General features: G+C 64.7%; 9 protein-coding genes and 1 pseudogene. 5 read left to right on the top strand and 5 right to left on the bottom strand.

Annotated elements, in window-relative coordinates:
* Positions 1–75: 75 nt before the first annotated feature.
* Entirely contained in the window at positions 76–753 is a 678-nt protein-coding gene (locus ACFFWD_RS04415) for a Dph6-related ATP pyrophosphatase (protein ID WP_376961828.1), read from the bottom strand.
* Positions 753–2,165 carry a flavin monoamine oxidase family protein gene (locus ACFFWD_RS04410; RefSeq protein ID WP_376961826.1) on the bottom strand — a complete coding sequence of 471 codons (1,413 nt, stop codon included), beginning with the start codon at positions 2,163–2,165 and terminating at the stop codon, positions 753–755. The genes ACFFWD_RS04415 and ACFFWD_RS04410 overlap by 1 nt, the downstream gene beginning before the upstream one ends.
* A 185-nt stretch (positions 2,166–2,350) precedes the next feature.
* Between ACFFWD_RS04410 and ACFFWD_RS04405 the strand changes: the two genes are divergently transcribed.
* Entirely contained in the window at positions 2,351–3,238 is an 888-nt protein-coding gene (locus ACFFWD_RS04405) for a YiiX/YebB-like N1pC/P60 family cysteine hydrolase (protein ID WP_376961824.1), read from the top strand.
* 187 nt (positions 3,239–3,425) lie between these two features.
* Positions 3,426–5,030, top strand: coding sequence for a glycosyltransferase family 39 protein (locus ACFFWD_RS04400; protein WP_376961829.1), 1,605 nt, complete (start codon positions 3,426–3,428; stop codon positions 5,028–5,030).
* Here ACFFWD_RS04400 and ACFFWD_RS04395 read toward each other — a convergent pair.
* Positions 5,031–7,003, bottom strand: a pseudogene (locus ACFFWD_RS04395) (TonB-dependent receptor).
* 368 nt (positions 7,004–7,371) lie between these two features.
* On the opposite strand from ACFFWD_RS04395, the gene nikR reads away from it, so the two are divergent.
* Positions 7,372–7,809, top strand: coding sequence for a nickel-responsive transcriptional regulator NikR (gene nikR, locus ACFFWD_RS04390; RefSeq protein ID WP_376961822.1), 438 nt, complete (start codon positions 7,372–7,374; stop codon positions 7,807–7,809).
* Between the two features lie 99 nt (positions 7,810–7,908).
* Here the strand turns inward: nikR and ACFFWD_RS04385 are convergent, their stop codons facing one another.
* Positions 7,909–8,856: a hydroxymethylglutaryl-CoA lyase-like TIM-barrel protein gene (locus ACFFWD_RS04385; protein WP_376961820.1), complete on the bottom strand. Its 948-nt coding sequence runs from the start codon at positions 8,854–8,856 to the stop codon at positions 7,909–7,911.
* 7 nt (positions 8,857–8,863) lie between these two features.
* Positions 8,864–10,033 (bottom strand): CaiB/BaiF CoA transferase family protein, encoded by a 1,170-nt coding sequence (locus tag ACFFWD_RS04380; RefSeq protein ID WP_376961817.1) that lies wholly within the window; start codon positions 10,031–10,033, stop codon positions 8,864–8,866.
* Between the two features lie 171 nt (positions 10,034–10,204).
* Here ACFFWD_RS04380 and ACFFWD_RS04375 point away from each other — a divergent pair, with 171 nt between their 5' ends.
* Both ACFFWD_RS04375 and ACFFWD_RS04370 read left to right on the top strand, forming a co-directional pair.
* On the top strand, positions 10,205–11,131 hold the full coding sequence (locus tag ACFFWD_RS04375) for a LysR family transcriptional regulator (RefSeq protein ID WP_376961815.1): 927 nt from the start codon (positions 10,205–10,207) through the stop codon (positions 11,129–11,131).
* Positions 11,132–11,257: 126 nt separating this feature from the next.
* Entirely contained in the window at positions 11,258–12,670 is a 1,413-nt protein-coding gene (locus ACFFWD_RS04370) for an MFS transporter (protein WP_376961813.1), read from the top strand.
* The last annotated feature ends 156 nt before the right edge of the window (positions 12,671–12,826 follow it).

Below are 12,826 nucleotides of genomic sequence, written 5' to 3'. Positions count from 1 at the left end.
GTGCCTGAACTTCTTCGCCGCTGCCGGTTATGATCGCGTCTGATCAGAATCTGCTCTAGGCCGGGACGACACCGGTTATGCGGCACCCTGCATCACCAAATCGCAATACGCATATCCGTCGCGCTCAACGCGCTCCCCGGTCGTCACCGCAAGCCGATGCGAAAACATCGGGCCCGCGACAACGCAGGTGTGAAACTCGCCGTTCTCGCCGCAGGGATCGATTCCCTCGGGCAGATCCGCCAGCAATTGCCCATCGAACTTGCGGCCGGCGAATTCGGCCGGCAGCTTCTTGAGGTCGACGGTTGCGAGATACGCTTCGAGCCCGCTTGCGATCATCGCCTGCGCCAGCGCCTGCGTCGGCCGACCCCACAACGGAAACACCGGCGTGATGCCGGTGCCGGCGAGCTTCTGCTCGCGATAGGCCCTGATGTCGGCGAGGAAGAGATCGCCGAAAATCATATGCGTGATGCCCTCGCCGACAGCCTGCGCCACCGCCTCGCCGATCCGCGCTTCAAAGACCTCGTTCGGGCACGGATAGGGGATCGGCACGATCCGCTGCGGCAAACCGGCGGCTCTGCATTGCGCGTGCAGGATGTCCTCGCGGACACCGTGGATCGCGACGCGGCCAAGGGTCTCCGTGACCGTCGTCAGCGCGCCGACGACCTCGAATTCGCCGGCTCGCAGCACTTCGTGCAGCGCGAATGCGCTGTCCTTGCCACTCGACCAGGAGATCAGCGCCTTCGGCCGCGGCATCAGTTCATCGGCGAGCTTGTGCGAGACGGTGCGCGGCGTGATCGCGGCTTCGCGGCGGGCGCGGCTTCCGGCGCGGCATCCTTCAACGCGCCGATCCGCCTGAGCGCGGCTTCCGCGGCGCGCTCGCCGCTCTCCCACGCGCCGTCGACGGTGCCCCACAGCGTCTCATGCGTGGCTTCGCCGGCGAGATAGACGCAGCCGAACGGCTCGCCGAGGACCTTCCGCGATTGCTGCGCACCGGGTGCGGCGGCCGACATCGCGCCGAGGATAAAGGGCGAGGCGTTCCAGCGCGTCGCGCTGGTCTTCTTCACGGCGCTCGCGACCTCGCTGCCGTAGAGCTTGCCGAGCCATTCCACGGCGAAGGCGGCCATCGCCTTCTCGCCCTGCGCCGAGAGATCGCGGCCGAAGGAGCCAGCGACGTCGAGCGTGCAGAGCGACGAGCCGCCGATATTGCCCGACAGCAGCGCCGTCCTGGTCGAATTGCTCTGTTCGATGATGACGTCGTCGCGCGACAGCCCGAGCGGATTGCCCGCGATCTGCACCGCGATGCGATCGTAGCTGCCGAGGCTGAGCTTTGAGGCGGCATCGAGCGTGCGCTTCGGGATATCGGGCGCGAACTTGATGTTGCCACTTGTGAGCACGTTGCTCGACACCGTGATGACGGCGGCGCGTGCGGTGATCTTGCCGGACGGCGTATCTACTTCGACGTCGCGGTTGCTCCAGGAGATCCGCTGCGCCTGGGTCGACAGTGCCAACGGAAGCTGCTCGCTGAGCTTCGCGATCAACGTGCCCAATCCCTGCCGGCAGGCGATCGCGGAATTGCGGTCCTGCGCGCGAGCCTTGTCGACCGTCGAAACGTCCTTCAGATCCTTGCCGCTGAAGCTTGCGCCGAGCAGGAACTCGGCCGTGCCGGCCCAATCGCCGAGATCCTTCGGCACCACCGCACCGCAGGCGATGTCGCCTCGGCGCGCGGCATCGTCGATGGCGCGGTTGGTGCGCACCAGGGCCGCAAGAAACTCCTCGGTCTCGCCGGGGCGGGCATAGCGCCGACCGATCCGGATCTTCTGGCCCGACGGCGCGGTGACGATCTCGAGGCCTGCCGCGCGCGCCAGCCGGATCATCGGATTGGTCTCGGGATTGTGCATCCAGTGCGCGCCGCGATCGAACGGCACATCGAAGGTCGCGGCATCGGTCTGGCAGCGCCCGCCGACCTGGCTAGAGGCTTCCACCACGATCACCTTGCGGCTGGCGGCTGCGACCCGTCGTGCTGCAGCAATGCCGGCCGCGCCCGCGCCGATCACCACGATATCGGCCTCGCGCACCCGCGGCGCGGCGAAGGCCCGGCCGCCGAACGAAGGCGTCAGCGCGAGGCCTGCAGACGCCGACAGGAACGCGCGGCGGGTGATCGTCATGGCATGGTTTCCGGGGACTTGCAGAAAACGGGAACGCTTCGCGAACTCTGCCGCATCTCACCGATCGCAGCAACCATCATGGTAAATCAATCATGATTGATCGGCTCGACCCATGAACTAAATTGAAACGGCTTCCGACCATGATAAGTGAGCACGAGCGGTCGTAGAACCGCTGGGGGGATTCCATGGGCATGATGCTCGATACTGTCGGCAAATGGATCGCGGGCTACCTGCAAAAGGAAGTCCCGGGTTACGAGCCGTTCACGCCGAGCGACCCGGAACATCTGCGCGGCATCATCCAGGGCGGCGACGTTCTGCTGGTCGAAGGCAACAACCGGATCTCCGGTATCATCAAATACCTGACGCAATCGACCTGGTCGCACGCCGCGCTCTATGTCGGCCCGATCGACGGCGCCTTCGAGCCCGACGGCGAACAGCACGTGCTGATCGAGGCCAATATCGGCGAAGGCGTGACCTCCGCGCCGCTGTCGAAATATTTCGCCTATCACACCCGCATGTGTCGACCGGTCGGGTTGTCCTACGAAGACCGCACCACGGTGTGCCGCTATGCCATCAACCGCATCGGCTTCGGCTACGACACCAAGAACATCCTCGATCTGGCGCGCTTCCTGTTCCCGCTGCCGATCCCGCAGCGCTGGCGGCGGCGCATGATCGCATTCGGCTCCGGCGATCCGACCAAGATCATCTGCTCGGCCCTGATCGCGCAGGCGTTCGATGCCGTGCGCTACCCGATCCTGCCCAAGGTCACACGCGCCGCCAGCCGCAAGGCGCGCCGCGAGATCCTACATATTCGCGATTCCTCGCTCTACATGCCGCGTGACTTCGACATCTCGCCCTATTTCGAGGTTGTCAAACCCACCATCGTGAACGGATTCGACTACACGGCCCTGCACTGGGCCGACAAGCAAAAGCCGCTCCAGGAGGTAGCGGGCGAATTCAGTGTGTTTCCAGAAAACAAGTCGCCGCCGCTTGTTCCTGAGGAGGCTGACGAAGAGGCGCCGCTTCCGGCTACGGAAGTGAAGGCCGTGGACGCGGCGCCGGCACAGGCCTAGTTGCTTTGCAGATGGGATTGCCGCCGGGGATGTCAAGCGGAGCGCCACGCGATGTCGCAGTTTGGAATCGATCTTGATTTCCGGCTTCGTCGTTGAGTTCTGACGACGGCACCTCTAGGGTGCGCGACGTTCAAGCCTTTATCCCTTCGGTGGTTTCACCGTGCTTTCGCTCATTGATTTCTCGACGATGGCCGCGCGGTCGGACGAGAATCCCGCGCGCTGGCGCCGGCCCTTCATTGCCTGGCTCGACGGAATCGAGAAGGGATGGGCGGTCCCGCTGCTCCTCGCGCTGTTTGTCGCGGTCTGGACCGCGTATCTCGTCATCGCCTATCTCGGCGCCGCGCTCCATCCCGATGTGCTCGAGACCTGGACGCTCGGCCGCCGCCTCGAATGGGGATACCCCAAGCATCCGCCGCTGATGGGCTGGGTCGCAAGGGCGTGGACGTCAGTCTTTCCATTGGCCGACTGGTCGCTGCAGTTGATGGCGATGGTCAACGCCGCCGTGGCGCTTTGGGCCGTCGATCTCATCTCGCGCCGCTTTGTCGCCGGCGAGAAGCGGGTCATCGTGCTGCTGTTGTTGATGCTGCTGCCGGTCTACCAGTTCCATGCCCAGCGGTTCAACGCGAACACGGTGCTGCTCGCAATCTGGCCGCTCGCAACCTACTGCTTCCTGCGCGCATTCGAGGCGCCGAGGCGGATCGGGTGGGCGATTGCGGCCGGTGTCGCCTGCGCCGTTGCGATGCTCGGCAAATATTATTCGATCTTCCTGGTCGCGAGCTTCGTCTTCGCGGCCACCGTCCACCCGGATCGGCGCCGCTATCTGCTTTCGGCCTCGCCGTGGATTTCGACCGCCGCCGGACTGCTCACGCTCGGCCCGCATCTGCATTGGCTTGCGACGACCGGCGCTACGCCGTTCGACTATGCGCTGGCCCACGCTGGCACCGATCACGCAACCGCGTTGCGGGAGGTGCTGTACTTCATCGGTGGCTTGATCGCGGCCGCCGGGATCGCGGCCGTGACGTGGGTCTTCATTGCCGGAGAGCGCCTCGCGCGTCTGCCGCAGGATTTCCGCAACCTGCAGCCCGGGCTCTGGCTGCTGTCGCTGGTCGCGATCGGCACCATCCTCTTTCCGGCCGCGGTCTCGCTGGCCGTCGGCACCGATCTGCCGTCGCTCTGGGCCGTGCAGGGCCTGTTCCTCTTGATCGTCCCGATCGTGTGCGGAACGAGCTATCCGATCGAGCGGTTCTATGCCGTCAACCTCACGGTCATGGTAGCGGGGATCGCCCTTCTCGCCGTCGTCGCCGCCGCGCCGCTCCACGCGCTCTACCGCCACGCCTATGGTTATGAGGAGGGCCGCGGCTTTTATCGCTCGGCGGCGCATGAACTGACCACACGATGGCACGACCGCACCGGAATTCCGCTTGCTGCCGTGAGCGGCGACGACGCGCTCGCCTTTGCCGCCGCCTTCTACAGTCCGGACCATCCGCGCTGTGTTCGACCGCTTGCCGACCAGCACACGTGGAGTTTTTTCCCCCGCAAGATCAGGCTCGATCGCGGCTGGGCGGCGCTGTGCTTCGCGGACCAGCCGGATTGCCTGAACTGGATGGAACGCACGACGGCGCGGGCCTCGGACTTCGTTCGCTCGGAATTCGACGCCCGGTCGACGCTCTTGGGGAAGGTCGGCCAGACGCGTCGGGTCGTGATGCTGATCGTGCCGCCGCGCCGCGACGAGAAACCTCCGACCCCGCCCGACGTCGAGGATTTCAGCTCCAGCCGCCGCTCCCACGACTGATCAAAACGTCGCCGCCAAGGTCAGCCGCACCGCGAGCGGCTCGGCCGGGTGCACATGGCGATCGGCGACGCCGTCGATCGGTTCGCCCGGCAGCCGGGATAGGTAGTAATATTCGATCTGGTTGGTCCGCGCGTTGAACAGATTGAGCACGTCGAGCTGCAGCCGCATCCCGTTGTCAAATCTATAGCCGGCGCGAGCGTTGAAGATCAGCGACGATTGCGAGCGCACGCTATTGTCTTCGACCAGCGGACGCGGGCCGAAATAGCGCCCGCGCAAAGCGCCGAACCAGCCGGTCTCCCGGCCAAAGGTGATGCCGCCGCTGGCGACCCAGGCCGGCGCGCCGGGGATGTAGTTGCCGACCGGATCGACATCGGTGAAGCGGGCGCTAGTGTAGGCGAGATCGAAATCCAGGCTCATCCACGGCAGCACCTTGTACTGGTTGGTCCATTCGACACCGACACGGCGGCTCGGCCGGCTCGGCTCGGTGGTGCCGGCATCGCCGACGAACAAGAGCTCGGAATCGAAATCCAGCACGAACACGGCGAGCGACGAGGTGAGACCGTCGATCGCGCGGGTGCGGATGCCGAGTTCGGCGCCCTTCGAACGTACCAAGAGCGGCACGCGGTCGAGCGGCATCACCTTGTCGTTGGGATCGACTGTGATCGTCGCACCGCGGATGTCATTCGAATGCAGACCGAAGCCGGCATTGCCGTAGAATTCGGTCTTGTACCAGGGCCCGAGCACGATGCCGGCCTTCGGGCTCGTCATCGCGGCGCGCGCATTGCCGGAATTCTGCGGCGTGTCACTGAGCACATGGCCCGCGAAATAGTCCTCGCGGATGCCGACCGTGGTGCGCATCCAGTCGGTCCAGCGCGCGGTGGTGTCGGCCCACAGCGCGACACTGCCCTCCTGCACCTGGTCGTTGCGCACCGTGGACAGGATCTGCCGCTGCAGCGTCTTGAACAGGCCGACATTGATGTCGTCGTAGCGGGTCTGCACGCCGATCCGCGTCTCGGTGTCGATGCCGGCGAAGCGGAGATCGAAGGCGTGGCTGGCATCGAAGCCATAGACGGTGCGCCTGTCGATCTGGCTGAACTGATCGCCATTGACGGGATCGTCGAGGAAGTAGGTGAAATTGTTGTCAAGCTGCAGCGACGTACGGATCACATAGGCGTTTACCTTGGTCTGCCCATACTGGCTCGACTGCGTCCAATTGCTTGAGAGGCTGAAGCGGCTGGAGGTGCCGCCATCTGTCGGATCAAGCGAACCGTAGCGATTGATCAGGCCCTGATCGATCGCGCGCCGCGCGACCTGGTCGGTCGAATTCCAGCCGTTGGAATAGGTCATCGCCGTCAGCGAAAAGCCGTCGGTCGCCGTGCCCTGGCTGTAGCGCAGCACGCCGTTCAGCTTGCGGATTCGTCAGGCACATCCCACGGGCCGTTGTACTTGTTGGCCTCGAACGCGGCGAGCAACGTGCCGTCGCCGACCCGCGTCGATCCCGCAGCCAGCGCGCGCTGATAGCCGAAGCTGCCGAAGGTCAGCTCAGTGATGTTCTTCGGCATCGTGTTGAGATAGCCGATGCCGACGGCGCCGGCGGACGCGAAATCGCCCTTGTCGGCATAATAGGGGCCCTTGCGGACATTCACGGACCGGATCAGTTCCGGGATCAGGAAGTTGATGTCGGCATAGCCCTGGCCGTGGCCATGGGTCCGCATGTTGACCGGCATGCCGTCGACGGTGATGGCGAGATCGGTGCCATGGTCGAGATTGAAGCCGCGCAGGAAATACTGGTTGGCCTTGCCCTCGCCGGAGTGCTGGGTGACGATCAGGCCCGGCACCGCCTCCAAGGCCTCGCCGGGGCGCGAGAACGGTCGCGCATTCACCTCATTGCCGCTGATCTGTGTCGCGCTGGCGGCCGTGGGCTGCAGGTTAGGTGTTTGCGAGGACGCGGAGCCGCTGCTGACGCCATTCATCGATGAGGCGGGCTGGCTCGGCTGGGGCGCCGCGGGCTTGCGGCCGCTGGCGGCGTGGCGTGGATGTTGGGAAGCCCTGCTGCGCTTTGCCGGCGCCTGATCCGGCAAGGTCACCGTCACCGGCGGAAGCTGGCCCACCGTCGCGGCGAGCGTTTGGGCCTCCACCGCCGGCGTGAGCACGGCAATGGATACCGCTGCTGGACATATCCGCAAAACTGTCCGGCGCAACACCCATGCCCCCGCATGATACCTGTTACAGTCACGCGACGACCGCACCAGCCCAACCCGCCGCATCACGCTAGCAAGAGCAGTATGATGTCTCAATAAGAACATCATACTGGCCAACAGCACGCCAACACGGACAGTCCATGCAACGGATCACCATCACCATCGAGGACGACCTGCTCGCGGAGATCGACGCCGCCGCGGAAGCGCGCGGCTACCAGAACCGCTCCGAGATCATCCGCGATCTCGCCCGCGCCGGGCTGCAGCAAAGCGCGGAGGATGCGCCGTCAGGGCAATGCGTCGCCGCGCTGGTTTACGTCTACGATCACGCCGCGCGCGACCTGTCGAAGCGGCTGGTGCAAAACTTCCACGGCCATCACGATCTGTCGCTGGCGACGCTGCATGTCCATCTCGACGACGACAGCTGCATGGAAGTGACGGCACTGAAGGGCGAAAGCGGTGAGGTGCGGCATTTCGCCGACCACATCATCGCCGAGCGCGGCGTGCGCTACGGCCGCGTGGTGATGATCCCGACCACGCCGGACAAGAAGCCGCGCAAGCGGGGGCACAAGCATGATTGAAGCGCTGTAGCCCGGATGGAGCGCAGCGTAATCCGGGGCCTTGCGCCCGCGGACGAACCGTCCCGGATTTCGCTCCGCTTCATCCGGGCTACGTAGGAATTACGCCGCCTTGGCTTTCGTCCCGCACGGCAGGCCGGCGCGGGCGAGGCCGCCGTAGAGCGGCTCGTTCGGCATCTCGGATGTCAGGATCGCACGCACCGCGATCAGCCGGTCGAGATCGATGCCGGTCGGAAATCCCTTGCTCTCGCAGAGGAAGACGAGGTCCTCGAACACGACATTGCCGGTCGCGCCCGGTGCGAACGGGCAGCCGCCGAGACCGCCGAGCGAGCCGTCGAGCACGCGGGCGCCTTCATCGAGTGCGGCGGACGCATTGGCAATGCCCATGCCGCGGGTGTCATGGAGGTGGATGCAAACCGGCTTCGAGCCGGCGATCCTGACCGCGCCTTTGGTCAGCTCGCCGACCTGCTTCGGCCCGGCATAGCCGACCGTATCGGCGATCGCGACCATGTCGACGCCGACCTCGTAGAGCTTCTCGGTGAGGCGCAGCACCTCCTTCGGATCGACCGGACCGACGATGGAGCAGCCGAGCGCCATCGAGATCGCGGCGTTGACCACCGGCTTGTGCGCGCTGGCGTCGCGCAGCTCGCAGAGCCGCTTGATGTTGTCGATTGCCGACTCGCGCGAGCGGTTGGCATTGGCCTGGCTGTGCTCCTCGGTCGCCGACACCACCGAGGCGATTTCGGCGACGCCAGACGCCAGCGCCTCGTTGACGCCGCGCTCGTTGAGCGCGAGCGCGATGCCGTGGGCGCCGGGTAGCGAGGCGACGGTCGAAACTACGTCGCGGACGTCGACGAATTGCGGGAAGGTTTTGGCCGGCAGGAACGAGCCGACCTCGAAATGCCGGACGCCCGCGGCGTATTCATCGCGCACCCAGCGTTCCTTGGCCGACGTCGAGGGGAACGCCTTCACGAGCTGCAAGCCGTCGCGCAGGCCGACTTCGCGCAGGCTCACTCGGTCGTTGGGATAGATATCATGGACGCGGGTCATGGCAGCCTCACGCAGCGTTTCCGGTTGACGGGATTTCTGGCTTGTCGAGCTCGGCGCGGATCGCTTCGGTGTCAGCGCCGAGCAGGGGCACCTTCAGGCCTTCGCCGATATTGCCGCCGTTCCATTCGACCGGCAGCGCGGGCACGCGGAACGGCTTGCCGTCGGCGTTGACGTTGTTGACGAGCCCACCGGGCCGCAGCACGTGCGGGTCCTGCAACAGATCCTCGGGCCGGTTGATCGGCGAGAAGCAGATGTTGAGTGCATCGAGCTTTGCCGACAGCTCGGCCACGTTCCAGCGTTTGATCTCCTCGGCGACACGCGGAATAATCCGGTCGCGGGCCAAGATGCGATCGGTGGTGGTGCGCAGCGTCGGATCGTCAGCAAGCTCCTGCAAGCCGAACTCGCGGCAAAAGCTCTGCCAGTGCCCCTCGGTGACGACGCCGATGAAGATGCGCTCGCCGCCGGCGGCATCGAAGATGTCGTAGATCGGCCAAGCGTGCTCGCGCTCCGGCATCGAGCGCGGCTTGCGGCCGGTCATCTCGTACTCGACCATGTGCTGGGCGACCAGGAACAGGCAGTTCTCGAACAGGCCGATGCGGATGTCAGCGCCGTCCCGCTTGCCGCCGCGCTTCTGGTAGAGCGCGGCCAGGATCGCGATCGCGCCGAACATGCCGCCCATTATGTCATTGGCGGAGGAGCCGACACGCTGCGGCTTGTCGCGCGTGCCCGTCATGGCCGCCAGCCCCGACATCATCTGCACCACCTCATCCAGCGCCGGGCGATGGTCGTAGGGGCCGGACAGAAACCCCTTGTGGCCGGCGACGATCAGATGCGGATGCGCCTTGCGCAGCTCCTCGGCGCCGAGCCCCTGCTTCTCGAGCTGACCATCGCGAAAATTCTCCAGGAACACGTCGGCGCTGGCGAGCAGCCGGTGCATCGTCTCGCGGTCTTCCGGCTTGGTGAAATCGAGCACGACACTGCGCTTGCCGCGGTTGAACAGCGGGAAGAACGAGGTGCCCATGCCGCCGAGCGAGCGGGTCTTGTCGCCTGCGGGCGGCTCGACCTTGATGACCTCGGCGCCGAGTTGCGCCAGGATCATCCCGCAGGTCGGGCCCATCACCATGTGGGTCATCTCGAGAACCCTCACGCCCTCCAGCGGCAGTCCGCTCCCGGTCATCGGTTTCTCCGTGCTCATGCTCTTCTTTTTTGACGCGTTTTCTTCACGCGAACCGGTGTCCACTTCGCTCGAAAACACTTCGGATATCAGCTCAGACTAGGCTTCCGCGCGCTATCTGAAAAATATAATCTGTCGAATAGTGCATTCGTGGTTCTAGAACGCTTGATCTCCATGGACTCGCGCCAGCTTCGCTATTTCATCGCGGTTTACGAGCAGCGCAACCTGTCGCGGGCGGCGGATCAGGCCAATGTCGCGCAGTCCGCGCTGAGCCACCATATCGCGAACCTCGAGGCCGAATTCGCCACGCCTTTGTTCGAGCGCAAGCCGCGCGGCATGGAACCGACCGCGGCCGGCGAGCGGCTCTATGAGCACGCCCGCATCATCCTGCGCGCGATGGCCGCCGCCGAGCGCGAAATCAAGGAAGGCGGTAGCGTGATCGCCGGCGACATCTCGATCGGCATGGCCAATTCCGGGATGAAGGCGATCGGCGTGCCGCTGATGCGCACCGTGCTGACGAAATATCCAAACCTGAAGCTGTCGCTGACCGAGAGCCTGTCGGGCGCGACGCTGCTGCATCTGTTGAGCTCCGAGGTCGACCTCGCGCTGGTCTACAATCCGCCGTCCGAGAAGGAGCTGATCGCCGAGCCGGTGCTGGAAGAGCAGATGTTCTGCGTCGGCACCGAGAAGCTGGTGGGCAAGGCCAGGGTGCCGATCACCTTCGAGGACGTGACGCGGCTGCCGCTGATCCTGCTGCTCTATGGGCTATCCTCCCGCGCGCTGCTCGACGACCCCGTGCTGCTGAAGCGGCTGGAGGCCAACGCGATCCTGCATCTCAACTCGATCAGCGGCATGATCGGTGCGCTGACCGAAGGGTTGGGCTGCACGATCGCGACCAAGCTGTTCGTGAAGGAGCAGCTACAGGCCAAGACGGTGGTCGCGCGCGAAGTGATCGAGCCGAAGCTGACCCGCACGCTCTATCTCTGCCGCCTGCGCAACCGCCCGATGACCTATGTGATGGAGGAGATGTGCCGGCTGATCCGCGCCCTGATCGCCGAACAGGTCGGCCGCGGCGCCTGGGAGGCGACGCTTTTGATCTGATATCGAAAATATCGAACGATTCCTTCGATATGTTCGTCTGGATTTCTGGCTCCTGAGTGCCAAACATGGCGCGATCGGCACGCCTTCGCGAAGAAAGGCGGCCATTGGCCCATTCGGGAGGACACGATGAGCGCCGTCGAACTCGGCTCGGTCAGCGATCTTGCCACCACGCGAAGCGAGCCCGACGAGATTGCACGGCGGCTCGAGGCCCTGCCCGCCTCCTCCTATGTCTGGCGGCTGGTGATCCTACTCTCGCTCGGCGGCTGCTTCGAGATCTACGACCTGTTCTTCACCGGATACATCGCGCCGGGCCTCAACCGCAGCGGGTTGCTGACCACCACGACCCAGGCCTTCTTCGGCTTCTCCGGGATCGGCGCCTTCGTCGCGGCGACCTTTGCCGGCTTGTTCGTCGGTACCTTCTTCTTGGGGTTCCTCGCCGACCGGTTCGGGCGGCGGGCCATCTTCACCTTCGCGCTGCTCGGCTACAGCGCGGCATCGGTCGTGATGGCGTTTCAGACCACCTCGGAGGGGCTGCTGCTGTGGCGGTTCATCGCCGGGATCGGTATCGGCGTCGAGATCATCACAATCGATGCCTACATCACCGAACTCGTGCCGAGCTGGCTGCGTGGCCGTGCCTTTGCGGTCAACCAGTCCGTGATGTTCATATCGGTCCCGATCGTAGCGTTCCTGTCGTGGTGGCTGGTGCCGCTGCAGCCTTACGGCCTCGATGGCTGGCGCTGGGTGGTGCTGATAGGTGCCGCCGGCAGCATGGTGATCTGGGTGTTGCGACTTTTCGTCCCGGAAAGCCCGCTCTGGCTGGCGCGCCACGGCCAGACCGAACAAGCCCTGAAGATCCTTGCGACGCTTGAAGCCTCCGCGGGCTTCGGCAACACGCGGCCAAATGCAATCCCCAGCAGAGGGCCCGCGAGCACGCCGACGAAGGTCGGTTTCGCCGAGTTATTCCGGCCGCCTTATCTCTCGCTCGTCGTGATGTTCATGGTGTTCAATTTCTGCCAGGCGTTCGGCTTCTATGGCTTTGCCAACTGGGTGCCGACGCTTTTGGTCGAGAAGGGCATCACGGTCACCAAGAGCCTGCAATATTCCTTCATCGTCGCGTTCGCCTATCCGATCGCGCCCTTGCTGGCGTCAAGTTTCGCCGACCGTCTCGAACGCAAATGGATCATCTGCGGAGCGTGCGTCGCGATCATCGTGTTCGGCGCGACCTTCTCGCAATTCACCACACCTGCCCTGCTGATCCTGAGCGGCGTTCTGCTGACCGCCGCGAACATCACGATGTCGTATGCCTATCACGCCTATCAGACTGAGGTGTTTCCGACCGCAATTCGCGCCCGCGCCTCGGGCATCGTCTATTCGATGAGCCGGATCAGCGCGATGTTCTCGGGGTTCATCGTCGCCTATATGCTTCGCATCGGCGGCGTCGGCGGCGTGTTCGGCCTGATCACCTCGGCCATGATCCTCGTGGTCATTGTCGTGGCAGCGTTCGGCCCGTACGTCCGCGGCAAGCCGCTCGACGCCTGATCGCGACACAAACGGCACTTGCCGAAGCCATATTGGGTGTCTACCTCTCGCCGGGAACTTCAGAGCATCGGTTCTGATTGAATCAGAACCGATGCTCTAGAGCAGATTCTGATCAGACGCGATCATAACCGGCAGCGGCGAAGAAGTTCAGGCACT

The sequence above is a fragment of the Bradyrhizobium erythrophlei genome, assembly GCF_042430365.1.
In the GTDB taxonomy this organism is placed as follows: Bacteria; Pseudomonadota; Alphaproteobacteria; order Rhizobiales; family Xanthobacteraceae; genus Bradyrhizobium; species Bradyrhizobium erythrophlei.
The sequence above is the reverse complement of the archived record's forward strand: the minus strand, read 5'-3'. Positions and strand labels throughout refer to the sequence as shown.

What these genes read in the sequence shown, in the direction of transcription:
- ACFFWD_RS04370 (WP_376961813.1), top strand. Translation starts at nt 11,258, where the DNA reads ATGAGCGCCGTCGAACTCGGCTCGGTCAGCGATCTTGCCACCACGCGA.
- ACFFWD_RS04385 (WP_376961820.1), bottom strand. Translation starts at nt 8,856, where the DNA reads ATGACCCGCGTCCATGATATCTATCCCAACGACCGAGTGAGCCTGCGC.
- ACFFWD_RS04375 (WP_376961815.1), top strand. Translation starts at nt 10,205, where the DNA reads ATGGACTCGCGCCAGCTTCGCTATTTCATCGCGGTTTACGAGCAGCGC.
- ACFFWD_RS04410 (WP_376961826.1), bottom strand. Translation starts at nt 2,165, where the DNA reads ATGACGATCACCCGCCGCGCGTTCCTGTCGGCGTCTGCAGGCCTCGCG.
- ACFFWD_RS04400 (WP_376961829.1), top strand. Translation starts at nt 3,426, where the DNA reads ATGGCCGCGCGGTCGGACGAGAATCCCGCGCGCTGGCGCCGGCCCTTC.
- ACFFWD_RS04405 (WP_376961824.1), top strand. Translation starts at nt 2,351, where the DNA reads ATGGGCATGATGCTCGATACTGTCGGCAAATGGATCGCGGGCTACCTG.
- ACFFWD_RS04380 (WP_376961817.1), bottom strand. Translation starts at nt 10,033, where the DNA reads ATGACCGGGAGCGGACTGCCGCTGGAGGGCGTGAGGGTTCTCGAGATG.
- ACFFWD_RS04415 (WP_376961828.1), bottom strand. Translation starts at nt 753, where the DNA reads ATGCCGCGGCCGAAGGCGCTGATCTCCTGGTCGAGTGGCAAGGACAGC.
- nikR (WP_376961822.1), top strand. Translation starts at nt 7,372, where the DNA reads ATGCAACGGATCACCATCACCATCGAGGACGACCTGCTCGCGGAGATC.